24 protein-coding genes are annotated in these 22,578 nt (G+C 46.3%); 18 read left to right on the top strand and 6 right to left on the bottom strand.

What is annotated here, in order from left to right; translation table 11 throughout:
- Positions 1 to 39: 39 nt before the first annotated feature.
- Positions 40 to 1,029 (bottom strand): GNAT family N-acetyltransferase, encoded by a 990-nt coding sequence (locus AC3AQ9_RS08125; RefSeq protein WP_488306965.1) that lies wholly within the window; start codon positions 1,027 to 1,029, stop codon positions 40 to 42.
- A 228-nt stretch (positions 1,030 to 1,257) separates the two neighbouring features.
- Between AC3AQ9_RS08125 and AC3AQ9_RS08120 the strand changes: the two genes are divergently transcribed.
- Positions 1,258 to 1,911 carry a sugar transferase gene (locus AC3AQ9_RS08120; protein WP_488306964.1) on the top strand — a complete coding sequence of 218 codons (654 nt, stop codon included), beginning with the start codon at positions 1,258 to 1,260 and terminating at the stop codon, positions 1,909 to 1,911.
- 344 nt (positions 1,912 to 2,255) lie between these two features.
- On the opposite strand, the gene AC3AQ9_RS08115 is transcribed toward AC3AQ9_RS08120, so the two are convergent.
- The gene (locus tag AC3AQ9_RS08115) at positions 2,256 to 2,855 is read right to left on the bottom strand and encodes a DsbA family oxidoreductase (RefSeq protein ID WP_488307566.1); all 600 of its coding nucleotides are present in this window, start codon (positions 2,853 to 2,855) and stop codon (positions 2,256 to 2,258) included.
- Positions 2,856 to 3,495: 640 nt separating this feature from the next.
- Between AC3AQ9_RS08115 and AC3AQ9_RS08110 the strand changes: the two genes are divergently transcribed.
- The 14 genes from AC3AQ9_RS08110 to AC3AQ9_RS08045 all read left to right on the top strand — a co-directional run bounded on the left by AC3AQ9_RS08110 (position 3,496) and on the right by AC3AQ9_RS08045 (position 15,579).
- A complete protein-coding gene (locus tag AC3AQ9_RS08110; RefSeq protein WP_488306963.1) occupies positions 3,496 to 4,800 on the top strand; it encodes a sodium:solute symporter family transporter in 1,305 nt (434 codons plus the stop codon).
- A 128-nt stretch (positions 4,801 to 4,928) separates the two neighbouring features.
- Positions 4,929 to 5,051 (top strand): hypothetical protein, encoded by a 123-nt coding sequence (locus AC3AQ9_RS08105; RefSeq protein ID WP_488306962.1) that lies wholly within the window; start codon positions 4,929 to 4,931, stop codon positions 5,049 to 5,051.
- A gap of 17 nt (positions 5,052 to 5,068) precedes the next feature.
- Positions 5,069 to 5,785, top strand: a complete 717-nt coding sequence (locus tag AC3AQ9_RS08100; protein WP_488306961.1) for a DUF1028 domain-containing protein — start codon at positions 5,069 to 5,071, stop codon at positions 5,783 to 5,785.
- A gap of 228 nt (positions 5,786 to 6,013) precedes the next feature.
- Entirely contained in the window at positions 6,014 to 6,154 is a 141-nt protein-coding gene (locus tag AC3AQ9_RS08095) for a hypothetical protein (RefSeq protein ID WP_488306960.1), read from the top strand.
- A 504-nt stretch (positions 6,155 to 6,658) separates the two neighbouring features.
- Positions 6,659 to 7,540 carry a UTP--glucose-1-phosphate uridylyltransferase GalU gene (gene galU / locus AC3AQ9_RS08090; RefSeq protein ID WP_488306959.1) on the top strand — a complete coding sequence of 294 codons (882 nt, stop codon included), beginning with the start codon at positions 6,659 to 6,661 and terminating at the stop codon, positions 7,538 to 7,540.
- Between the two features lie 269 nt (positions 7,541 to 7,809).
- Entirely contained in the window at positions 7,810 to 8,634 is an 825-nt protein-coding gene (locus AC3AQ9_RS08085; RefSeq protein ID WP_488306958.1) for a basic amino acid ABC transporter substrate-binding protein, read from the top strand.
- 135 nt (positions 8,635 to 8,769) lie between these two features.
- A complete protein-coding gene (locus AC3AQ9_RS08080; protein ID WP_488306957.1) occupies positions 8,770 to 9,426 on the top strand; it encodes an amino acid ABC transporter permease in 657 nt (218 codons plus the stop codon).
- Positions 9,423 to 10,145 (top strand): amino acid ABC transporter ATP-binding protein, encoded by a 723-nt coding sequence (locus AC3AQ9_RS08075; protein WP_488306956.1) that lies wholly within the window; start codon positions 9,423 to 9,425, stop codon positions 10,143 to 10,145. The genes AC3AQ9_RS08080 and AC3AQ9_RS08075 overlap by 4 nt, the downstream gene beginning before the upstream one ends.
- Before the next feature lie 177 nt (positions 10,146 to 10,322).
- The gene (locus AC3AQ9_RS08070; protein WP_488306955.1) at positions 10,323 to 10,670 is read left to right on the top strand and encodes a hypothetical protein; all 348 of its coding nucleotides are present in this window, start codon (positions 10,323 to 10,325) and stop codon (positions 10,668 to 10,670) included.
- A gap of 204 nt (positions 10,671 to 10,874) precedes the next feature.
- Positions 10,875 to 12,242: an Ig-like domain-containing protein gene (locus tag AC3AQ9_RS08065; RefSeq protein ID WP_488306954.1), complete on the top strand. Its 1,368-nt coding sequence runs from the start codon at positions 10,875 to 10,877 to the stop codon at positions 12,240 to 12,242.
- Between the two features lie 170 nt (positions 12,243 to 12,412).
- The gene (locus AC3AQ9_RS08060; protein ID WP_488306953.1) at positions 12,413 to 12,955 is read left to right on the top strand and encodes a DUF2179 domain-containing protein; all 543 of its coding nucleotides are present in this window, start codon (positions 12,413 to 12,415) and stop codon (positions 12,953 to 12,955) included.
- Positions 12,956 to 13,118: 163 nt separating this feature from the next.
- Positions 13,119 to 13,874, top strand: a complete 756-nt coding sequence (locus tag AC3AQ9_RS08055) for an SDR family NAD(P)-dependent oxidoreductase (RefSeq protein WP_488306952.1) — start codon at positions 13,119 to 13,121, stop codon at positions 13,872 to 13,874.
- 26 nt (positions 13,875 to 13,900) lie between these two features.
- Positions 13,901 to 14,338 carry a MarR family winged helix-turn-helix transcriptional regulator gene (locus tag AC3AQ9_RS08050; protein ID WP_488306951.1) on the top strand — a complete coding sequence of 146 codons (438 nt, stop codon included), beginning with the start codon at positions 13,901 to 13,903 and terminating at the stop codon, positions 14,336 to 14,338.
- Positions 14,339 to 14,535: 197 nt separating this feature from the next.
- Positions 14,536 to 15,579 (top strand): proline racemase family protein, encoded by a 1,044-nt coding sequence (locus tag AC3AQ9_RS08045; RefSeq protein WP_488306950.1) that lies wholly within the window; start codon positions 14,536 to 14,538, stop codon positions 15,577 to 15,579.
- Positions 15,580 to 15,655: 76 nt separating this feature from the next.
- Here the strand turns inward: AC3AQ9_RS08045 and AC3AQ9_RS08040 are convergent, their stop codons facing one another.
- The 4 genes from AC3AQ9_RS08040 to AC3AQ9_RS08025 all read right to left on the bottom strand — a co-directional run bounded on the left by AC3AQ9_RS08040 (position 15,656) and on the right by AC3AQ9_RS08025 (position 19,285).
- Positions 15,656 to 16,882 (bottom strand): NAD(P)/FAD-dependent oxidoreductase, encoded by a 1,227-nt coding sequence (locus AC3AQ9_RS08040; protein WP_488306949.1) that lies wholly within the window; start codon positions 16,880 to 16,882, stop codon positions 15,656 to 15,658.
- On the bottom strand, positions 16,875 to 17,213 hold the full coding sequence (locus AC3AQ9_RS08035; RefSeq protein WP_488306948.1) for a (2Fe-2S)-binding protein: 339 nt from the start codon (positions 17,211 to 17,213) through the stop codon (positions 16,875 to 16,877). Before AC3AQ9_RS08035 ends, AC3AQ9_RS08040 begins: the two co-directional genes overlap by 8 nt.
- Positions 17,210 to 17,476, bottom strand: coding sequence for a (2Fe-2S)-binding protein (locus AC3AQ9_RS08030; protein ID WP_488306947.1), 267 nt, complete (start codon positions 17,474 to 17,476; stop codon positions 17,210 to 17,212). The genes AC3AQ9_RS08035 and AC3AQ9_RS08030 overlap by 4 nt, the downstream gene beginning before the upstream one ends.
- Positions 17,477 to 17,551: 75 nt before the next feature.
- Positions 17,552 to 19,285, bottom strand: a complete 1,734-nt coding sequence (locus AC3AQ9_RS08025; RefSeq protein ID WP_488306946.1) for a sigma-54 interaction domain-containing protein — start codon at positions 19,283 to 19,285, stop codon at positions 17,552 to 17,554.
- 166 nt (positions 19,286 to 19,451) lie between these two features.
- On the opposite strand from AC3AQ9_RS08025, the gene AC3AQ9_RS08020 reads away from it, so the two are divergent.
- The 3 genes from AC3AQ9_RS08020 to AC3AQ9_RS08010 are packed head-to-tail and all read left to right on the top strand — an operon-like array spanning position 19,452 to position 22,573.
- Positions 19,452 to 20,639 carry an NAD(P)/FAD-dependent oxidoreductase gene (locus AC3AQ9_RS08020; protein ID WP_488306945.1) on the top strand — a complete coding sequence of 396 codons (1,188 nt, stop codon included), beginning with the start codon at positions 19,452 to 19,454 and terminating at the stop codon, positions 20,637 to 20,639.
- Positions 20,636 to 21,676, top strand: a complete 1,041-nt coding sequence (locus AC3AQ9_RS08015; RefSeq protein ID WP_488306944.1) for a proline racemase family protein — start codon at positions 20,636 to 20,638, stop codon at positions 21,674 to 21,676. Before AC3AQ9_RS08020 ends, AC3AQ9_RS08015 begins: the two co-directional genes overlap by 4 nt.
- The gene (locus tag AC3AQ9_RS08010; RefSeq protein ID WP_488306943.1) at positions 21,677 to 22,573 is read left to right on the top strand and encodes a proline racemase family protein; all 897 of its coding nucleotides are present in this window, start codon (positions 21,677 to 21,679) and stop codon (positions 22,571 to 22,573) included.
- Positions 22,574 to 22,578 lie beyond the last annotated feature (5 nt).

The following is a 22,578-nucleotide window of genomic DNA, read 5'->3' as shown; positions in this document are numbered from 1 at the left end:
TCCATCTCCATAACACGCACATTTTCCTCCGTGTTCAACTCATCCCCTATACAACGGGAAGAATTTGACTTTATCTATACCCCCGTTGTCCCTCTTATATTGGACTAATTTCTCATAAACCGCTTCATTCCTCACTTTTTTTCCGGCAAAAAAATCGAGGGGTTCTGTTTTCGTGAAATTCCGCTTGAATCTGCCCAACTGTTCATCCCCGCCGGCACCACCAAGATGAAACTTTTTCTTCTTGTTCGCGACTCCCCAATTGCACGCTTCATAAATGACTAAGCTGTTTGCTGCCAGATGGAAATATTCAGGATCGTTCGCCATTAAATGATAATGGATATTTTCTCCGTGATGGATCACCATGCAGGATGAAATGTAGGTGCCTTCGTGTTTGGCGTTGATGAGAAACAGGTTCCCGGCCAGCTGTTCGAATGAGTTTTCCAGAAACTCTTTCGAAAACAGATAGTAATCGTCCATATCCCGTTTTTTCGCCGTTATTTCATACAAGCGATGAAATTCTCCGATCGTCGAACCATCAAAATCGAATTCAATTTCCACATTGTTCTTCTGGGCCCGGCGCACTTGCCTTCTTGAGGAAGACGAAAATTCCTCCATGAAAAAATCGTCGCCTGTCAAGTCGATATATATGGTCGTCCTTTGGTTCTGCATGTCATATATTTCCTGGAAATTCTCCAGATTTTTCACCCACGGACTAAAACGGATATATTCCGACACGATTTTATTGTCATCACAGTATTGCTGAAACGCTTGATCGAACACGGCTTGCAGTTCCTGGACCTTTTCAGGGACACTTTCAAGGACAATGGGGCCGCTGAAGCCATATGGCGTGATGATATCGTAATACGTTTCTCCTCCCAGATTGATCGGAATCGGGCGAAGGATAAACTGATAATAGACATGTCCCAAGTCATGTTTCAGTTCGAATATCCGCATCTCACCGCCCTGTTCTTTCCTTGCAAAGCATTCCCCCCATTCCGACAGGAAATAAATATCCGGCAGATTCTTCATAGTTTCACTTCTCCTTCCGCTAACCATTTTTTAAAATCGTTTCACCCTTATGTAAATATACATATTAAGCAATTCCAAGAAATTATATCATACTTACGAACTATTTAATAGACTATTCAGAAAACTATTTATTGGAATAAATGCCTTCATTAGCATACTATTTAACTTCCTTTTAACCTATCTTCGTTATTCTGAAAGCTGAATACATGGAAGAGGGGGGAAGCATGGATGGGGAAGGCTAAAGGCAATTTATATAGAAGGTTTTTGAAGAGGCCGATGGATATTGCGCTTTCACTGGTCGCGATCGTTGTGCTCAGTCCTGTGCTGTTGGTCGTGGCGCTTCTAGTGCGGACGAAACTCGGTAGTCCTGTTTTGTTCAAGCAGGAGCGAGCCGGGTTGAATGAAGAGATCTTCGAAATTTACAAATTCCGGTCGATGACGAACGAGACGGATGCCGAAGGGAATCTATTAGCGGACAGCATTCGGTTGACGCGGTTTGGCCGGTTTTTAAGAGCCAGTTCACTGGATGAGCTTCCCGAGCTGTTGAATATTTTAAAAGGCGACATGTCCCTCATTGGGCCGAGGCCGCTTGTAAAAGAATATTTGCCTTATTACACGGAAGAGGAAAAAGAGAGGCATTCGGTCCGGCCGGGTTTATCAGGTCTGGCTCAGGTAAACGGACGTAATTCGGTGACGTGGGAACAACGGTTTTATTATGATATCCACTATGTCCAAAACATCAGCTTTAAAACAGACCTCTCGATCATTTTTAAGACGATTTTCCTGACACTCAAAAGAAGTGACATAGGTGAGCGCAGAGCAGATGGGTCTGATGATTTTGATACACACAGAAAAAAGGTTTCGGGGTCTTACGAAATGTAGAGGGATAATGGGAAATAGGCAGGAGTGTTGGCTCGATGGACTGCCTTAAAACACGTTGGCGGAATTGCCGGATTACCTGAGTAAATATGAAATTCTCTTCTTTACAACTTCAGGTAGGGGAGCGATCACTTTCCTGCTGCAGAATATCCGGCCGAAAAGGCGGTCCGCTCTTCTGCCGGCCTATATTTGTGAATCGGTCATTCAGGCATTTCTGGAGATGGGGTACGGCATCATGAGGCCAGTGAATGCTAGGAAAGAGACCAAAGACCACCTTCAATGAAATCATGAGATTTCGAAGGTGGTCTTTGGTATTTTTCTCATTAAAGAAACTTCTGTTTAACGAGTTAAGCTTCAGTGCCCTCATCCTCAGCAATCACTTGCGTCAATGCCCGAACAAACAGTTCGGTCGGCTGGGCGCCGGTCAATGCGTATTTATTATTGATCAGGTAATACGGTACACCCGTCACCCCATAGCGCTGTGCTTCCTGCTGGTCTGCACGAACGGCATCCGCCATCTCATCGCTTGCCAGCATATTGGCGACAGTTTCCCGGTCCAAACCGACTTCCACTGCCAAATCGGTTAAGGTTTCATGGTCGCCGATATGTTTCGATTCGGTGAAATAGGCACGCAGAATCCGTTCGGTCATTTCTTTCATTAACCCTTGTTCTTTCGCAAACAGCGTTAAACGGTGGGCATCGAATGTGTTGGTTAAGATCAAGGTATCCATGTGATAGTCCAAGCCAGCTTCTTTCGCCATCTGAACCATGTTTTGCGTATTTGCTTTCGCTTGTTCGAGAGTCATGCCATATTTCTTGGCCAACATCTCATACATATTATCTTTTATATCCCGCCCCATTGTCGGATTCAGTTCGAAGCTTCGGTAAGTCACTTCAATGGGATGGTCGATCTGCTTGATGGCGTCTTCCAGACGCCTTTTGCCAATATAGCAGAATGGTCAAGCGAAGTCTGTCCACATTTCAATTTTCATGTTAATCCCTCCAATATAGTAGTCCTTTATAGCATAGTAGATAAATTAGCGTTTTACACGTAATTAGAACTAATTAACGCTTTTATAAAAGACCGTCTTCATTAAAATTCTGAGGGTGGAATTTATGCGCTTATAAGCACTGATTTTCATCTGTTTAGCTGTTTTAATCAGTTTTGACAGTAAAGAATTTAAAATTTAGAACCATAAATAATTGATTTTAGTTTAAAACCAATGAATTAAAGGTGTTTAATAAATTAGTGATAATTATCTAAAAAATTTGATAACTGAAAAAGGGCTAAATATAATTTCCTTAACATATCTTTACGAAGCGAAAGAAGGTGAGGTTTAAGACTTTCTTTTTGTTCTTACTTCTATTTTCTTACTTTCTCAATGGTTGCAGTTCGAGGGGAATAAAACGAAAGGGAAACCATATCGCCCTTTTCCGTTTGACCAAAAAATGACAGGAGGAAACATCATGACGTTTTTGGATCACCAGCAGCATCGTCTTGTTTTTGGTCGTCATCATTTCCGCTTATGGTCCATTGTTCGGCTTGTATGGTGAAATGATCCACAAAGATGAAAGGAAGGAACGGCCATGAATATTCCGTGGGGGAATATCATCGTCATCTTGATCCTAGGCGTCATTTTCATTGTATCGAGCTGGTTCATCTCACGGAAAGTATCTACAGCTGATGAGTACATTTCGGGCAACGGCAAGCTGGGTGTAGCGTTCGGGACGACTTCACTCCTCGCTTTCTGGATTACCGGCAATACCATTATGGCTGCACCGGAAGCGGCTTATGGACTGGGCGTCATCGGAGCCATCGCTTATTCATTCCTTGGCGGCGTTGCGGTTGTGTCGTTTTCGCCTCTCGGCAAGCGCATCCATGAAATCATCCCGCACGGCAAGACGGTCGGGGACTTTTACAAAAACCGCTTTGACAAGAAGAACTATTATTTCTTTATGGTGATGCTGTTTATCTATATGTTCGGACTGTTGATGACCCAAGGGATCGACGGAGGCCTTCTGCTGGAACAGATCTTTGATGTGCCTTATTCCTTGGCCGTTGTCCTGACGTTTATCATTGTGATCGCTTACGCCACCATGGGCGGTTTTTCTTCCATTACGGGCATTGCCTTTTTCCAGGTCATGCTGATTTTCCTGGTGGTTATCGTTGTGCCGCCGCTTGTGTATTTCTCCACAGGAGTCGCACCGATTTATACAGGGATGGTCGAGTTTGCCCCTGAAAAACTGGACTTGCTGCTGCCGGCGGGAATCTTGTTCATGTTTGCCGGGGCCATGTTTGCCATCGGCGAAGTGTTTATGGACAATACTTTCTGGCAGCGCGCTTATGCGGTAAGAAAAGACAAGTTGATGAGTATTTTCGCATTGGCAGGCATCGGCTGGTTTTTCGTGCCGCTGGCAACTGCGACGTTGGCGTTTGTCGCCATCGGCACCAATCAGGCGCCGGAAGAAGTCAACCAGGTGGCGCCTTTTATCGCACAGATCTACGGCGGCAACTTTGTCAGCTGGATTTTCCTGGTCGGGGTCTGGTCGGCGCTCGCTTCCACCATTGCGGCGATCCTGAATGCCTTGGTGTCGCTGTTGATCCATGATATTTACCAAAGCATCAACCCGCGCGCAGACAATGAAAAGCTGCTGCGGATCAGTAAAATCCTGACGGTGGCCATCGGGGTCCTGGCGCTGCTGATTTCTTTGCCGAAATTCCTGACGATGCTGCAGATACTGATTTTCCTGGGTGTTATCAATGCGGCATTCGTGTTTCCCATTATTTATGGCCTGTTTTGGAAAAAACTCGATGCCACGGTCAGTTTTATCGCTTCAATTTTAGCCATCATCGTGGGCTATGTAGTGTATTACACCGTCGGCGATTTGTAGGGAGTGGTGGCGAGCGGCTGGATTTCCTTCCTCGTGTGCTGGATCGGCAGCCTCGTGAAACCCGCCAATTACAATTGGGATAAACTCTATCGGGTCGGCCAAAGCCAAGCATCGGAGGTGGAACGCAAATGACGATGTCACTCGGCGTTTTTACCGTTTTGATTTGGGTGAGCATTTTAGGTTCAGCACTATTGATGCTGACGATTTTCGGCTATTTCCTTTATGAATTAAGAAAGAACAAAATTTGGTGAACTGGAGGAGGGATTGGATGTTAAAGCTTAATACGTTTTCAATCGCCGCGAGAGATGAAAAAACCGGCCAATTCGGAGTGGCGGTGTCGACGAAAGTGCCGGCGGTTGGCTGCCTATGCCCGTTCGTAAAAGCAGGTGTCGGGGCAATCGCCACACAGTCTTTCGTGAATCCATATATCGGCATCAACGGCCTGAAGTATTTGGAGGAAGGCATGTCTGCCCAGCAAGTCATGGAGCGAATCTTGCAGGAAGACCCGGAACGGGCAATCCGCCAGTTCAGCATTGTCGACAAACAAGGCAATGCCGTGGCATTCTCCGGCGACCAATGCGACGGCTGGTACGGCCATTTGACGGGACCGAATTATGCTATTGCCGGAAATATGCTGATCGGTGAAGAGACCATCCAGGAAATGAAAAAAGCTTTTGAAAGCACAGCCGGCTTAATCCTGGCGGAACGGCTGATCGCCGCGATGGAAGCCGGGCAGGCGGCAGGAGGAGACAAGCGCGGACGGCAGTCGGCTTCATTAAAAGTCTTTTCCACAGAAGAATACCCGCTCGTCGATTTGCGGGTGGATGAGCATCCGGACCCAGTGAAAGAATTGCGCCGCATTTTCAGCGTTGCCCAAAAAGAGTTGTTTCCGTTCATGGAAATGCTGCCGACTTTGCAAAATCCGAAAGGGAAGTTTGATTTTGAGTCTTCGCGAAAGATGGGATTATTGCAGGATGAAGGATGATCAAGCAAGACAAATCAAAAAAGCTTGTCCTGGTTTGATGGGGCAGGCTTTTTGTCATTTGGGTATTTAATACATTATTAATGAACAAATACTAGACCGCTCTCAATGAGACGACTGAATTTAAAGGAACTTTAATTAATGGCGGTCGTCAATAGACAGACGGAGAGATTGAGGATTTTTAAAGGATTACTATTGCATGTGATAGTGTTCCACGAAAGGATGATCAGAATGGCATTGATGGACAAGCTGAATGAATTGAAAAACAAGTCGATTGAAAAAGGCAAGATTCATTGGGACGAAAACAAAGATGATTACAAAGACAAGGCGATAAATTTAAAAAACAATGTAAAAGATAGATTCTCTAAATAGATTGTAAAGCAATACCTTCAGACAAGTCAGAAAAAGTACCCCCACATCGTATGTGATAAAAACGATGTGGGGGTTTTTATATTGCTACATAAATATTGGGTCCCCATTAAATAAATAGGATGAAAAGTGTTGCCCCGTTTTCCTGATTTTACAAAGCGAGATAGTTGAACCTGATTTATTGCAGGAGCAAGGTTGTAACTCAGAGGTAGAAGGTTGTAACTCAAGTTCGATTGGTTGCAACTCAAACTCGATTGGTCGTAACTCACTCCAAAAAGGTCGTAACTCACCATAATAAAGAAGCAAGAGGGGAACATCTGAATTTTACTGATGAACAAAAAACTCAGTGCTCCATATTCTATGTTAAAAATTGGTTTAAAAATTTAATTAAAATGAAAATATGGTATAATTTTTCTGTATATGTAAATTAATTGAACGTAAAATTTTTATTGAAATTGTGTTTTAAAAAGAAATTAATCAGACTAGGATTATTAGGAGATGAAGAGAATGCCAGTAAAAAAAGCGATTATACCTGCTGCCGGTCTTGGAACTCGTTTCCTGCCTGTAACGAAAGCCATGCCGAAAGAAATGCTGCCGATCGTCGACAAGCCCACCATCCAGTACATTGTGGAAGAGGCGATTGCTTCCGGGATTGAAGACATCATCATCGTCACCGGCAAAGGCAAGCGCGCAATCGAGGATCATTTTGACCATGCCTTTGAATTGGAAGCGACTTTGCTTGAAAAAGGGAAACTGGATATGCTCGATTCGGTCTTGCAGACATCCAAAGTGGAAATCCATTACATCCGGCAGAAACAGCCGCTCGGATTGGGGCATGCCATCTGGTCGGCACGAAAGTTTATCGGCAATGAGCCGTTCGCCGTGCTGCTCGGGGACGACATTGTCGAAAACGACGAGCCTTGCTTGGCTCAACTGATGCACCAATACGATCAGACTGGGAACAGTGTGATTGGCGTCCAGCAGGTTGCAGCCGAAGAGACGAATCGCTACGGCATCATCGATCCGATTTCTGTGGACGGCAAGCTCATCGCTGTGGACCGCTTTGTCGAGAAGCCGGAAGCCGGGACTGCGCCGTCCAATTACGCCATCATGGGCCGCTACATCCTGACGCCGGAAATTTTTGATTTCCTGGGGGAACATAATTTGGGGGCAGGCGGGGAAATCCAACTGACCGATGCCATTCAGAAGCTGAATGAAGTGCAGCCGGTCTACGCCTATGAATTTGACGGCCAACGGTTTGATGTAGGGGAGAAGTACGGCTTTATCGAGACAACGATCGAGTTTGCGTTGAAGCGTCCTGAGCTGCGGGATCAGTTGCTGGAGTTGTTTGAGAAGAAGCTTCAGGAATCTTATTTGAATAAGAAGTAAAACGAAGGGATAACTTTAATCGGTTATCCTTTTTTGTTTGTCCTGAACGTAACTTTTTATTTAGTCCACTTTACCTATATTTAACCTTTTGCCTATAGGATGGGATTACGATGAAAAGCTCCTGAAAGTTTTATTCCATAAAAAATTATGCTGGTCCAGAAATTTGAGAGATATAACGTTCAAGATGGGCATAATAAAACATTCAGGAGTTCATGCCGCTTCACTTGGAGGGGCATTTTTTCTAAATACATCACAAAGGGGAAAGATCTATGGGGAAACTATCGAGACTGAGTTTTTTAATGTTTTTGGCTTTAACTTTGTTACTGGCTGCGTGTGGTTCAAAAGAACCGGAGGGGAACGCTGCTGGCGGGGAAACGGACGGCAAAGAGAAGAAAGTATTAAGAATCGTCACTGACGGCGCCTATGCACCGATGGAGTATATGGACGGAGGCGAAGTGGTCGGATTCGGCGTTGATTTTACCAAAGCGGTTGCAGCGGAAGCGGGGTATGAACCGAATATCGAAGTTATTGGCTGGGACCCGATTTTCGTGGAGATTGAAGGGAAAACGGCGGATATGGCGGTTTCTTCCATTACAATCAACGATGAGCGGAAACAGACCTATGATTTCTCGGTGCCCTATTACTTGTCCACCAACAAAATCATGGTGCCTGAAAACAGCGATGTAGCAAAAGGTGCTGATTTGAAAGGCAAGAAAATTGCGGTGCTGAACGGTTCGACAGGCCAGGAAGTGGCAGAAAAAATTGCCGGGGAAAACAGCCGGGACATCCTAAAGTTCGCGGACAATAACTTGGCGATCCAGGAGCTTTTGGCTGGCGGCGCTGATGCGGTCATTGCAGATAATACGGTGGTCGAGTATTACACAAAAATGAACCCGGATCAAAAGCTGAAAGTGGTGACGGATGAAGGGTTTTCGGATGAGTTTTACGGCGTCTTGTTCCCGAAAGGCAGCGACTTGAAGCCGGAAATCGATAAAGCCATTAATGCCGTGTACGAAAGCGGTAAATATGCGGAAATCTATGAAAAGTGGTTTGGTACAGAACCGGATATTGAAACATTGAAAGCACAACAATAAAACGAATATAAGCTGAATTGCGTAACTCTAGTGACTAGTGTTACGCAATTTTTGTCCAATGAAAATTTAAGCATAGGAGGATGCAAACTCCCTTGCTTATCCGTAACAGCTGAATACAGAAAGTGAGGGCAATCTATGGATTTTCGTATTGATTTGATTGTGGAGTATTTTCCTTTTTTCCTGGAAGGAGCCCTATACACGATTGGGATCTCTATACTTGGCATTTTGCTTGGAACCGTTCTCGGCTTGCTGATCGGAGTCGGGAAAATGCTGAAGAACAAGCTTCTAGCACTGCCCTTTAATTTGTTTATTACGTTCTTTAGAGGCACGCCTTTATTTGTCCAAATCCTGTTGATTCATTTTGGCTTGATTCCATTTTTCCTGGGGCAGACCAATGCCATTGTCGCGGGAGTTGTGGCATTGACCTTGAATGCTTCCGCTTATATAGCGGAGATTTTCCGGGCCGGCATCCAGTCGATTGACAGAGGGCAGATGGAAGCGGCACGCTCGCTTGGCCAGACACATATCCAGGCAATGCGCTATGTCATTTTGCCGCAGGCGTTCAAGCGGATGATTCCGCCGCTCGGCAACGAGTTTATCGTGCTGCTAAAAGATTCTTCGCTGCTCGCCGTTATCACGGTTCCGGAACTGATGTACTGGGGCCGGGCTTTCCAAGGCCAGTATTATAAAATCTGGGAGCCTTATTTGACAGCGGCCCTCATTTACCTGATTTTGACGCTGACGTTGAGCTATCTTCTAGACCATGTAGAAAAGAGGTTGGCTACAGAATGATTCGAGTCGAGAATTTAAAGAAAACATTCGGGGAAAACGAAGTGCTGAAAGACATTAGCGTGGCAATCCAGCCACAGGAAGTGGTTGTGGTCATCGGACCGTCGGGATCCGGCAAGTCTACATTTCTGCGCTGCATCAATTTGCTGGAAACGATCACCAGGGGGCACGTCTATATCGAAGGCGTCGACATCACCGATAAAAAGACCAATATCAATAAAATCCGGACCGATGTCGGCATGGTGTTCCAGCAATTTAATTTGTTTCCACATAAGACGGTATTGGAAAACATCACGATGTCTCCAATCAAAGTGAAAAAGGTGGGTGAAAAAACGGCGAAAGAAAAAGCATTGGCGCTGCTGAAAAAAGTAGGGCTGGTGGAAAAAGCGAATGCTTATCCGGATTCGTTGTCTGGCGGCCAAAAGCAGCGCGTAGCGATTGCACGGGCACTGGCACTGGAACCGAAAATCATGCTGTTCGATGAACCAACGTCGGCACTGGATCCTGAAATGGTCGGTGAAGTGCTGGAAGTCATGAAACAGCTTGCCATAGAAGGCATGACAATGGTCGTCGTGACCCATGAAATGGGCTTTGCCCGGGAAGTGGGGGACCGTGTACTTTTCATGGACGGCGGCTATATCGTGGAAGAGAATGTACCGAAGGAATTGTTCGAGCGGCCGCAGCATGAGCGGACAAAACTATTTTTAAGCAAGGTGTTATAGGAAGAGGAATTTTACACTTATGTATAGGAGGAAGAAGATGGGGAATTTTACATCCATTTTAGTTTTCTAAAATCTTATTATGGGATTAGGTTTTGTAGCCTGGTGAAATAGGTAATGTACTAAAAGAAGGATTCATTCGATATGTGCCGAAGAAGTCAATGAAAGGAGATGGTCAATTTGAGTATGCAAAATATCAAAGCAACCGATTTGGTAAGAGATGAGTACGGCAATTATTACGAAGTGGTAGGCGTACATACAGAAGGCGAAACCTTAAAGGCGCTTGAGGTATCGAACCTATATTTTGAAACCTCATTCCGCAGCCCAGCTAACAGTGAAAGCTTAGGGGAAGAATACAAAGGCAAACCGATCGGTGTCTATTTGCAGGACCAGCTGAATGCTTATATAGATGACATTCAGAAACGGGAACGGCCGATTTACGGGATACGCGATTTGATGGTCAACCGGATTAAAGTTTATGCGGTGGATATCACGCAGCCGCATCCAAAACGGAATCAGACGGTATAATTTCAGTTGCCCATTAAAATTTTGCCAAACCTATCCGGTGAAATCATTTGATTTCACCGGATAGGTTTTTTATTGTTTTTTATAAAACATAGGTATTTATACTCGTTTATATTAAGTACTAATAACTATAATAAAGAAAAGGGAAACCATTTTTTGTTTGATTATCCATAGAATTAACAAGGAGAAGAAAGAGGAGGGAAAAAAGTGAACAAGAATATGATATTGAAGTTCATCATGCTGCTGGTTTTTACAGGCTTTTTGTTGATTGACAGTGCTTCACCGGCTTCGGCTGATGCAACAGAGGGAAGCAGCACCGATGCAGTGGCGCAAGTTGTACCGGCCAGTTTAAAGTTGAACAAGTCTTCCTTGCCCATCGCCAATAACCAGACATATAAAGTGACGGCGACTGTCGAGCCGGCAAACGCGGCTGATAAGACAATCATCTGGGAAAGTTCGAATCCGAAAGTTGCCTCTGTTGATGCGATGGGCAATATCAAAGGGCTGGCAAGCGGCAGCTCTGTCATTACAGCTACAGCAAAAGACAATACAGAAGTATACAAAATTTTAACAGTAAACGTTTCTGCTAAAACCGTAAAAATGAATAAAACCAGTTTATCGGTAATTGCTGGACAAGCAGCAACGTTAACTGCAGCTGTTGCACCGGCAGACAGCACGCCTAAAACGGTGGCTTGGAAATCGTCCAACACAAAAATTGCCATCGTGGACAGCAAAGGGAAAGTTATCGGTAAAGGTGCAGGCACAGCCACAATCACGGCTTCGGTCAGTGGAGGGAAATCAGCAACCGCAAAAGTTACAGTGGTGCCTCCGATTGCTGCAAAATCAGTTAAGTTGGACAAAACATCTTTCACTTTGGCAGCCGGAAAAACGCATACATTAAAGGCGACGGTTAGTCCAAGCAATACCACGAACAAGTCAGTAAAATGGAAATCGTCAAATGCAAAAGTCGCGACAGTGGATAGTAAAGGGACAGTGAAGGCGGTTGGAGCAGGAACTGCTAAAATCACAGTGACTACTGCAAACGGCAAATCCATTGGTGCGACTGTTACAGTGCCTTACGTGAAAAGCCTATCGGCAGGAACCTGGAAAGGCGGTACGCATTTGCCGGCTGGCCGTTATAGAATTACCACCAATTCCGGCAGCGGCAATTTGATCATCGGGATGGGAACCGATCGATTCGTCAATGAAATCCTCACCAGCACGAATGATGGATGGGGAGTCCAAATGGTGACGACCGACATCAAAGCAGGCGATAAAATTGAAATCATGGGACTCGATAGCGTCCAATTCACAAAAGTTACCAATGTGAAATTGAATACTCTGCATGCTGGCCATTGGACGGTAGGCAAGGATATCAATGCAGGCAGGTACCAAATCACCACTCCAAGCGGATCAGGCAATTTGATCATTTTCAGGGGCTATCATTTATTGGTCAATGAAATCTTATCGGCTAAAAAGCAACCCTATTACGTGACCAGTGTTACCCAAACGCTTCAGAACGGAGACCGGATTGAAATTGCTGGTTTAAATAAAGTCGTTTTCACTAAAAAGTGAATAAAGGTTTTCCGAAATCTTTTACTCTTTCCGCCTGTCACTCAGGCGGATTTTTTATTGATAATTGTAAATAAAAATCTGACATGTTTAGTTTCATTTTGACGGGGAAAAGAACCGTAGTGAAAAAATAAAAATGGAAAATATAAACTATTAGGAAGAAGGGTTTCTATTTGGGCTTAAATCCTATTGCATTGGTCATCATTATTTTCTTGATTAGCATCGTTTATGTGACGCTGTCGACTGTCCGGATGATTTTGATGATGAAAGGCTACCGGTACTTAGCGGCCGGCTTATCGGTGATAGAAGTCATCATCAATATTCTGGGCTTGGGCTTGGTGCTCGAAAACATTTCCGAGATCCAGAACTTGATTTCTTATGCAGTCGGCTTCGGGGCAGGTGTTGTCGTCGGTTCCGTCATTGAAGACAAACTGACGCTTGGCTATGTCACTGCAACGGTGGTGTCTCCGGAAAACTCAGACCGCTTGTCGAAGCAATTGCGGGAACTTGGCTACGGTGTGACGGATTGGGAGACGAACGGGCACGAAGGACCGCGCCGTTCGCTGCAAATCCTGACGCCGAAAAAACGCGAATTGAAATTGTACCAGACGATCAAAGAACTGGAACCGCAGGCATTTGTGGTCGCCAATGACTCGAAGACGATCCACGGCGGGTTCTGGATCCGGACAGTGAGAGGCAGAAGGTTGACTCATTAAATTATCTGCAAGAAATATATGGATTGAAAAAGCTGTTGGGATATTTCAAGCATCCCAACAGCTTTTTTGTGGATCAGAAAAATTTTTATTTTTTAATTTAGTTTATCGCTAAATGGTTTAGTGTTAAACTAAATTCCAACTAACTATAAAGGGGATGTTTTGAATGGGGAAAATGCAGGATAAAGTTGTCATCATAACCGGAGGAGCCGGGGGCATTGGCAGTGGCATGGCAAAAGAAATGGTGAAAGAAGGGGCGATTGTCGCAATTGTTGATTTCAATGAAGAAACCGGAACGGCAATGGAAAAAGAGCTGCAAGTCCATTCGCCGAAATCAATGTTTTTGAAAGCGGATTTAATGAACCGTGAAAAGTTGGGCGGAATTGTTGAAACTGTCGTATCGAAATACGGCAAATTGGATGTACTGGTCAATAATGCGCATGCTTCAAGACAAGTAACGATTGAAGAGACCACCCAAGCGGATTTGGATTTGTCATTTGGCACCGGTTTTTATCCCACATTCTATTTGATGCAGGCGGCATTGCCGTACTTGAAAGAAACTAAAGGGAACGTCATCAACTTTGCTTCCGGGGCAGGTCTTGCTGGACATGAAACACAAGGCGCTTATGCAGCAGCAAAAGAAGCAATCCGCGGCATATCACGCGTTGCTGCGAACGAATGGGGGCGTTTCGGAATAAATGTCAATCTCATTAGCCCAATCGCCAATTCACCGGGGGTACAGGCTTGGGCAAAAGCGCAGCCGGAGTACTATGAGGCCGTAAAGAATAAAATTCCATTGGGGCGTTTCGGGGATTTACAGCAAGACATCGGCCGTGTTGCCGTTTTCCTGGCTTCTGAAGACTCACAGTATATTACCGGACAAACTTTAATGGTCGATGGCGGTTCCATCATGCTCCGCTAATAGCTGTATTTTTGAGGAGGATTTTTTTGAAACAAACAACGATTTTCAAGCTGATTCAAATGGTTGAGCAGATGAATAACAGCAACATCATGCGCTTTACAAAAGCGTTCAAATACCCAATCGGCATTTCGCCAATCCTGGTGCTGGCCGAATTGCAGACAAAAGGTCCTCAAAAACAGGCGGAACTGGCTAAAACCACCGGCTATACAAAAGGAGCCATGACCAGCATTGCCGATAAACTGGTTAAGCTCGGTTTGGCTGAACGGTTATACGATAAAAATGATCGGCGGACGATTCAATTGAAAATAACAGCTGAAGGCAAAAAAGCCCTAGCTGAAGCCCAGGAAATCGGCAAAGATGTTTTCATGGAGCTTTTTGATGTATTGAATGAAGACGAGATTCTCCAGTATCTGACCTTGCAGGAGAAATTGATAAAAGGGATTGAAGAGCGGAAGAAGCAGTGATTTGCATATGTTTGTATACCTGGATTAAAGCAGTTGGGAATTGTAATGAGCCCAGCTGCTCTTTCGATTATTTTCGTCTGAGATTCCATGGATTCAAAGCTATCACTACCCTGGATTAATTGACGGAATATTCTTCTTACTCTATGATGGAGTAGAATTTTGGAAATATAGGGAAGTGGAAGAAAGGGGATGGGGAATTGATTATTGATAAAGTGTTTTCGACTGTGGACGTTCATGTAGCAGGTGAACCGCTGCGGATTATCACGGGAGGGCTGCCGGAAATTAAAGGGGCAACCCAACTCGAACGGCGGTCTTATTGCATGGAGCATCTGGACGACCTCCGCAAAGTGCTGATGCTGGAGCCGCGCGGACATCACGGCATGTACGGCTGCATTATCACGCCGCCGGCAAGCCCGCATGCCGATTTCGGTGTACTGTTTTTGCATAACGAAGGCTGGAGCACGATGTGCGGGCATGGCATTGTTGGTGTGATCACCATGGGCATTGAAACCGGCCGTTTTAAAGTTACAAAGGAAAACCAGAAGTTCATCATCGACAGCCCGGCAGGTGAAGTAGTGGCTTATGCGAAATGCCAGGGTTCTGTCGTAGAGTCTGTATCATTTGAAAATGTCCCGTCGTTTGTCTTGAAAAAAGATTTGCCGATTGAACTGGAAGGGCGGAAGTTTACCGTGGATATCGCTTTTGGCGGTGCTTTTTACGCGGTGGTCGACAGCAAAAATCTGGGCTTGTCCGTCAATAATAACGATTTGCCTGCCATCCAGAAATGGGGAACGAAAATCAAGGCCCATATCGAAAGTGAAATGGATATTGTCCATCCGCTGGAAAAAGGGCTTCACGGGATTTATGGCGTGATTTTCTCAGACGATCCGGTGTCTCCGGAGGCGGATTTGCGCAATGTGACGATTTTTGCTGACGAACAAGTGGACCGTTCCCCTTGCGGAACCGGTACTTGTGCAAGGCTCGCTACGCTGTATGCAAATGGCACATTGGCCGAAAACGGCAGTTTTGTCCATGAAAGCATTACAGGGGGACGTTTTACGGGGGAGGTGCTGTCGGTTGGGGAAGTGGGCGCCTACGAAGCGGTTGTCCCGAAAGTCACGGGGCAAGCCTTTTTGACCGGTATCCATCAATTCTTTTTAGATCCGAGAGACACCTTGCCGCAAGGATTTTTATTGGAGCAAAAAGAAACTGCAATCAGTAAAGATGCATCAACGCAATGATTTGAGGGTTTCCCGAACTGCAGAAAATAGAAAACAGCTGCTTTCCCACTTGAGTGGAATGCAGCTGTTTTTTGGTTTATTTGGAGATGGCGGGTTCTGTTTTTCTAGCATGTTCTTCCCAGTAATGCTGCAGTTTCTTTTTGCCTTTTTTGACTTCCGGATGGAATTGGATATGAGCTCCGTCTCTTGTTGCTTCTATCTGCTGGATTGCCTCGGGAATGAGTTCTTCCACTGCATATCCCCCGATGTCATCAAGTATCGACAAGCCCGCAACAACGCCTTGGCTCATGGCGACTTTAGCGCCTTCAATGCCTGTGATATTGCCCGCTACATAAAGGCGGTCAAGCGGGGTTTCCATGCGTTCGTTATGGAGCGGGACATAACCGCCCAGTTCCTCGATGAAATGGAACGGACATCCTGTCAAAGCCACCAGTTCGGCAAGTGGATACAATCCACCGGCGATGCAGACAAAGTCGGCACTGATTTTTTCTTCCGTTCCCGGAATCACATCGCCGTTCGGACGGATTGACGCGATGGTCACACCTTCTACGGTTTCATCTCCATAAATTTCAATGACCGCTTTTCTCAGCATGATCGGGATGTCCCACATTTTCACACCGCTTTTCGGATAAAAGGAAATCCCTATTTTTTTCAGGAAATCGTTTTTCATCAGTTTGCTGCCGAATTTTACAAGTGCGGAAGGGGCCATATGTGAAACATGCAACAGTGAATTCATCACATCAAGCGGATGGGCCGATTCTTTGGTCACCACGTTCTTTTTCGGCAAGGTGATGCAGGCGACATCAATTTCTGCCAGCTTCAATTCCATCGCAATGGCGGAAGACAGGACGTTGACGCCAATGATGACTCCGCGGTCGCCCGGTTGGACCCGGTGGACGTTGGTCATCACTTGTGCAGCGCCGACCGACATGACGCCCGGCAAGGTCCAGCCCGGAATCGGCAGCGGCAATTCAGCGGCTCCGGTCGCAACCAGCAAATGGCTCGCTTCTTCGATGCCCTGATCGGTGTAGACGCTCCAGGAATGCCCGCGTTTTTCGATATTCGAAACGGCTGTATTCAAACGGACGTCGATGCCAAGCTGCTGCGCCCGGCTGTGCAGCTTTTGGGACTCTTTTATGCCGTTCCACCATGTGCCGTCCGGTTCTTCGTAAAGCTGTCCCAGCAACCTTCCGCCTGCTTTCATGTATTCATCAATTACCAGAACGTTTACTCCTTGTTCCGCCAAGGTGATGGCTGCCGATAAGCCGGCAGGGCCGGCTCCAATAATCACAACTTTAGTCATTGTCAGGCCTCCAGTCTCTCACCGAAGCGAGCAGTTTTTCCCCGCCCAGCACCGCCATGCCGTCACAGACAGGAGTCAAGCAAGCCCTGACGCCTTGCTGGCCGTCGACTGTCACCCGGCATTCGAAACAATGGCCGATATTGCAGTAAATTCCCCGCGGAGTGCCGGTTTCCTCATTGACACGCAGCTTCCGGATGCCGTTTGCCAATAAAGCGGCAGCGAGCGATTCCCCGTTTAAAGCCGTGTACGCCAGATGATTAAAAGTAAAAGAAACCGTGTCTGTGTCATCGACTTTGTCGAGCACCGGATGATGAATGATTCTTTTGGTCATTGTTCAACATCTCCTAACTGCCCGAAGCTCAGCGGCCGGACCGGCGGCTGGTACTTTAATGTGATTTGTGTGGCATCTCTTTCAGTGGTAGCAAGTGCAATACTGTCGATCATCTGGCGGCAGGTGCGGCCGCCGCAATAGCCCATGCCTGCCCGGGTCCGCAGTTTCAGTTCCCGCGATGTACAATTGAAGCTTTTTGCCGTTTCAGTTAATTTTCCATAAGTGACTTCTTCGCATCTGCAAATGATCATGTCGTTTTCCATCAATTTTCTCACCCCATGCTCGCTTTTTAAAACTTACACTTTAATATCATGCAAGATTCGAGCCAAAAATTGATTTTAGACTTCAATCCCTAATTTATTTAGCCGGTTGTATAAAGTAGCACGGGTGATTTCCAGATTCTTGGCGCATAGCTGCTTGTTGCCGCCGGCTTCATCAAGGGCCCTCAAAAGGATTTCTTTTTCTATTTCCTGCATTTGCTCGCTTAGCGGCAGCCCTGCTTTTGGCATTGTCCTTGGCCTTTCGGGGGATGCCTGTGCCTGGCCGGTGTGCTGCACCCAGTCAATTTCTGAAGGCAGGTCGTCAAGCTGCACTTCTCCGTTATCGGAAAAAACCACCAGCCGCTCAATGGTGTTTTTCAGTTCCCGGATGTTCCCGGGCCACGAATGCTGGAGCAGAGCTTGCATGACGGCCTGCGAAATTCCATGGATCGGGCGTTTGTATTTCGTTGAAATTTCATACAGGAAATAATGGGTCAGTTCAATGATATCTTCCGGCCGTTCCCGGAGCGGCGGAATTATGAAATTGACGACATTCAGCCGGTAGTACAGGTCTTCGCGGAATTTCCCTTCCTGGACAAGTTCTTTCAAATCCCGGTTCGTTGCCGCCACGACCCGGAAATCGATTTCCAGTTCTTTTGTTCCGCCGACTGGATAGAATTTCTTTTCCTGGAGCAGGCGCAGAATTTTCACTTGCATCTCGAGCGGCATTTCAGCGATTTCATCCAAGAATAACGTGCCGCCTTTCGCCATTTCAACTTTCCCTTTTTTCCCTTTTTGATCAGCGCCGGAAAACGCCCCTTTTTCATAACCGAAGATTTCACTTTCAAACAGCCCATGCGGTATGGCACCGCAGTTGATTGCAACAAAAGGGGACTTATCAGATTCCCTTAAATTATGGATGGCTTTTGCGAATAGTTCCTTGCCGACGCCGCTTTCGCCGTAAATCAGCACGCTGGCATTGGTAGCTGAAGCTTTTTCGACGATTTTCATCGTTTTCTTTAATGCCGGGCTATTGCCGCGGATGGAAATGAATGAATTGGCGGCGGAAGACGTTTTTCTCATTTGGTTTTCCAGATTGAACAACTGTTCCGATGTCTTGGACAGTTCATTATTCAAGTGGATTTGGCTCGTGATGTCGGTTTCTGAAACGACGGCACCGATGATCTTCCCTTTAAAATGCACGGGATTCGAGTTGATCAGCACCACCAGATCATTTCGCGCCTGGTGCTGCCGGCGGTGGACCGAAGACCCGTCTTTTAAGGTTTTCAGAATTTCCAAATGGTCTTCGCGGAAGAAATCAGAAATCGGTTTGCCGATGATCTCTTCTTTTTTGACGGAGAAAATCTTCTCAGCCCCTTTAGTCCAATACCGCACTTTTTTATCAGCGGAAATGGTCGTACAGGATTCGTCGATGGTATCTAAAATGGTTTCCAAATAAGCCTGTGACTGTTCGTATTCATTCAATAAATTTTTCGAAAACAGAGCAGGCGTCAAATAACCGGCAATTTGCATTTCATGGTTTCGGATCAAGGTGTATGGGCAGCTGTTGACTTTCTCCAGTACGATTTCTAAACCGTCGTCCAATGAAGCCGTAGCGCACAAAGCGGATGTAAAAGACAGGTTTCTCGGGTGGGGCTCCATGCAATGCCAGTTATTTCCTTGTCCGGTGAATATTTTAATGCCAGGCTTCTTTTTCAATAAAGCATGTAGCTTATCCGGGTGCTCAGGCGTATTCAGCAATATAAAATCCGTTTCCAGAAGTTTTTCCAATATGTCTTTGTTTTTATTCAATATTAAACACCCCTTGGTATGTATAAAAATTTTGAATTGTATAACGATTTTTACACATGGCAGTACTTTATTCAAGGAGAATCGCAAAGTTCTGTGCTTTTATGAATTGGCACAGAACTTGCATAGTTACTATTAGTGAAGTCGCCAAAGGAAAAGGGGGAAAGGTATGGATGCTATTCAACATCGTGATGTTGTCGTAATAGGCGGCGGCATCATCGGAGCGGCGATTGCTTATTACGGAGCGAAAGCGGGATTGGAATTGACCGTTCTGGAAAAAAAAGAATTGGCTAGCGGAACTTCTTCAAGATGCGACGGAAATATTCTCGCCATTGACAAAGATCCGGGCTTCGATAGCCAAATGTCATTAAAAAGCCAGCAGCTCGTCCATGAACTGAGCAAAGAATTGGAAATGCCGTTTGAATACCGCAATCCCGGAAGCATTCTGGTTTGTGAAAACGACACGGAAATGGAAGCTGCCGACAAATGGGTGAAAAGCCAGCAAGCCGCGGGGCTGGATTTTAAAATGCTCGACCGGGAAGACCTCCGCAATGAATCAAAATACTTTGCCGATGATTTGTTCGGCGGATTGGAATGCAAGACCGATTCAACGGTCAATCCGTATATGCTGACGTATTCGATGTTCCGCAGCGCCGAAAAGATGGGGGCGAAAATCCATACGAATACAGAAGTCAAGCATGTATCGAGAAATGCGGCGACTGGCCAGTTTACGATCGACACGGACAAGGGCACCTTCACCGCCAATAAAGTGGTCAATGCCGGAGGAGTCTGGGCGCCGCGTCTCGGAGAGATGATGGGGCTCGATATCCCGATCATCCCGCGAAAAGGCCAGTTGATTGTCGCTTCCCGGCAGCAGCCGGTCGGCCTTCGGAAAGTGATGGAATTCGGTTATTTGATTTCGAAGTTCGGCGGCAGCCGCACGGTTGATCCATTGACCGAAAAGTACGGCGTGGCATTGGTCTTTGAGCCGACGGAAAGCCAGAACTTCCTGATTGGCAGCAGCCGGCAATTCAGCGGCTTTGATACCAAAGTCGATTACGAAGTGACCAAATACATCGCAAAACGGGCGGTCCGCTTTTATCCGAAAATGGCCGATATGACCATCATTCGGACTTACGCAGGACTTCGCCCGTGGACTGAGGACCATCTGCCGATCATTTCACGTGTGGAGGATGTGCCGGGCTACTTCATTGCGGCAGGGCATGAAGGCGATGGCATCAGCCTCGCCGCAGTAACGGGAAAATTGATTGAAGAAATGATCAACGACAAAGAGACCTGTATTCCGGTTGAGCCGCTGCAGCTCTCGCGTTTTAAGGAAAGGGTGGCCATGGGATGAATTATCAGCGTTTATTCACGACAATCGATACGCATACAGGCGGAAATCCGACGAGGACGGTGCTCAGCGGCCTGCCGCCGCTAAAAGGCAAGACAATGTCCGAGAAAATGCTTTATATGGAACAGCATTACGATTGGATCCGAAACTTCTTGATGAATGAACCCCGGGGTCATGGCGTAATGTCCGGTGCTATGATGACCGATCCGTGCCATCCCGACGCCGATGTCGGTGTCATTTATGTGGAGACAGGCGGCTATTTGCCGATGTGCGGCCACGATACCATCGGTTTTTGTACAGCATTGGTGGAAGCCGGGCTGATTGAAGTTCATGAACCTTTTACCCATATCAAAGTGGATACGCCGGCCGGCCTCATTGAAGTGAAAATCAAAGTGACGGACGGCAAAGCCGTCGAAGTGACCTTTGCCAATGTCCCGGCGTTCCGGCTGAAGACCATTGAAGTCCCCATCGAAGGTGTCGGCAATGTGCTGTGCGACATCGCTTATGGCGGAAATTTTTACGGCATCATGGATGCACGGCAATTGGGATTGGAACTGGTGGAGTCGAATGCCAGCCGGATTATCGACCAAGCGATCGACATCCGGAACGCCATCAACGCCACTACCGAAGTGGTCCATCCGGAATTTCCGTTTATCAGCGGTTTGACCCATATCGAATTCTATACCGATCCGGTGCATCCGGAAGCGACGGTCAAAAACACGGTGATCGTCCCGCCGGGGGGAATTGACCGCTCGCCTTGCGGAACAGGAACATCAGCAAAACTTGCCGTGCTGTATGAAAGCGGGGAAATTGCCAAAGACGAACTGTTTGTCCATGAAAGCATTGTCGGCACTTTGTTCAAAGCCAAAGTGCTTGAAGAAACGGCAGTTGGCCAATTGGGTGCAGTAATTACGGAAGTTACAGGATCTGCCTGGATCATGGGCATGCACCGCTTTTTCTACAATGAAAACGATCCGTTGCGCGAAGGGTTCTTGCTGATTCCGCCGATGGACCATGAGTTTGCGAAAGAAGGTGTCTAAATGAATTTCGAAAAAATGTTCCACACCATCGACACCCATGTAGCCGGTGAAGCGTTCCGGATTGTGCTGCAGTCGCCGATTGTTTTTCAAAGCACCGACATCCATGCCAACCATGAGGCGCTAAAAAGCAATTTCGAAAATGAAAAGAATTTATTGCTGAATGAACCGCGCGGCCACCGGGGCATGCATGGCTGCATTACAGGAGCTTCCGAAAACGGTGATTTGTCTTTGTTGTTTTTCAATCATCAAGGGGTTCCGAATTTCAAGTATGAAGGCATTATCGCGGTAGTAACGGCATTGATCGAGACGGGAAATTTGAAAAGGACACAAGATGATTATTACCAGATTGAGACAGTAGAAGGGATCATCGGAGTCCAGGCAACCTTGGCGGGACAGGAAGTAATGAATGCCTCTATTCAAGGCAGTGCAGCTTTATCGGATGCAGACTCCAACGCTATTGCTGTTGACGGCCGCAGAAACTATCTGGTGTTTTCTTTGCCGCCTTCGATTCCTGGCATTGAACTGGATCATTTAGCAGCTTTAAACCGTTGGGGAATGGAAAAAGCAGCAAGTCTTACGGAACAAGGCATTGATTATGAAGGAATTATTGTCTTAGAGAATCCGGCTGGATCTGTACGAAAAGTCCGGTCTCTCACTTTTGAGAAAGACGGCTACATTTTAAGGTCTCCAGGAATTGATGAGACGTTTGCGCTGCTTGCTTTTCTGGGGGAAACCGAACTTGAAAACGAAAGCATCTTTGGCAGTTCGCTGACTGCCAAAACGACAACAGGGGATGGACAGTACTTTACTTTAGAGACACAGGCATTTGTCACCGGATCGCATGAATTTATCTTTGACCAGTCCGATCCATTGCCGAACGGATTTCTACTTGCCTAATTGGC

This window comes from Planococcus sp. VCh962, assembly GCF_057748275.1.
The sequence above is the reverse complement of the archived record's forward strand: the minus strand, read 5'-3'. Positions and strand labels throughout refer to the sequence as shown.

What these genes read in the sequence shown, in the direction of transcription:
- AC3AQ9_RS08055 (WP_488306952.1), top strand. Translation starts at nt 13,119, where the DNA reads ATGGGGAAAATGCAGGATAAAGTTGTCATCATAACCGGAGGAGCCGGG.
- AC3AQ9_RS08095 (WP_488306960.1), top strand. Translation starts at nt 6,014, where the DNA reads ATGGCATTGATGGACAAGCTGAATGAATTGAAAAACAAGTCGATTGAA.
- AC3AQ9_RS08075 (WP_488306956.1), top strand. Translation starts at nt 9,423, where the DNA reads ATGATTCGAGTCGAGAATTTAAAGAAAACATTCGGGGAAAACGAAGTG.
- AC3AQ9_RS08020 (WP_488306945.1), top strand. Translation starts at nt 19,452, where the DNA reads ATGGATGCTATTCAACATCGTGATGTTGTCGTAATAGGCGGCGGCATC.
- AC3AQ9_RS08030 (WP_488306947.1), bottom strand. Translation starts at nt 17,476, where the DNA reads ATGGAAAACGACATGATCATTTGCAGATGCGAAGAAGTCACTTATGGA.
- AC3AQ9_RS08010 (WP_488306943.1), top strand. Translation starts at nt 21,677, where the DNA reads ATGAATTTCGAAAAAATGTTCCACACCATCGACACCCATGTAGCCGGT.
- AC3AQ9_RS08120 (WP_488306964.1), top strand. Translation starts at nt 1,258, where the DNA reads ATGGGGAAGGCTAAAGGCAATTTATATAGAAGGTTTTTGAAGAGGCCG.
- AC3AQ9_RS08015 (WP_488306944.1), top strand. Translation starts at nt 20,636, where the DNA reads ATGAATTATCAGCGTTTATTCACGACAATCGATACGCATACAGGCGGA.
- AC3AQ9_RS08080 (WP_488306957.1), top strand. Translation starts at nt 8,770, where the DNA reads ATGGATTTTCGTATTGATTTGATTGTGGAGTATTTTCCTTTTTTCCTG.
- AC3AQ9_RS08105 (WP_488306962.1), top strand. Translation starts at nt 4,929, where the DNA reads ATGACGATGTCACTCGGCGTTTTTACCGTTTTGATTTGGGTGAGCATT.
- AC3AQ9_RS08100 (WP_488306961.1), top strand. Translation starts at nt 5,069, where the DNA reads ATGTTAAAGCTTAATACGTTTTCAATCGCCGCGAGAGATGAAAAAACC.
- AC3AQ9_RS08085 (WP_488306958.1), top strand. Translation starts at nt 7,810, where the DNA reads ATGGGGAAACTATCGAGACTGAGTTTTTTAATGTTTTTGGCTTTAACT.
- AC3AQ9_RS08040 (WP_488306949.1), bottom strand. Translation starts at nt 16,882, where the DNA reads ATGACTAAAGTTGTGATTATTGGAGCCGGCCCTGCCGGCTTATCGGCA.
- galU (WP_488306959.1), top strand. Translation starts at nt 6,659, where the DNA reads ATGCCAGTAAAAAAAGCGATTATACCTGCTGCCGGTCTTGGAACTCGT.
- AC3AQ9_RS08110 (WP_488306963.1), top strand. Translation starts at nt 3,496, where the DNA reads ATGAATATTCCGTGGGGGAATATCATCGTCATCTTGATCCTAGGCGTC.
- AC3AQ9_RS08035 (WP_488306948.1), bottom strand. Translation starts at nt 17,213, where the DNA reads ATGACCAAAAGAATCATTCATCATCCGGTGCTCGACAAAGTCGATGAC.
- AC3AQ9_RS08125 (WP_488306965.1), bottom strand. Translation starts at nt 1,029, where the DNA reads ATGAAGAATCTGCCGGATATTTATTTCCTGTCGGAATGGGGGGAATGC.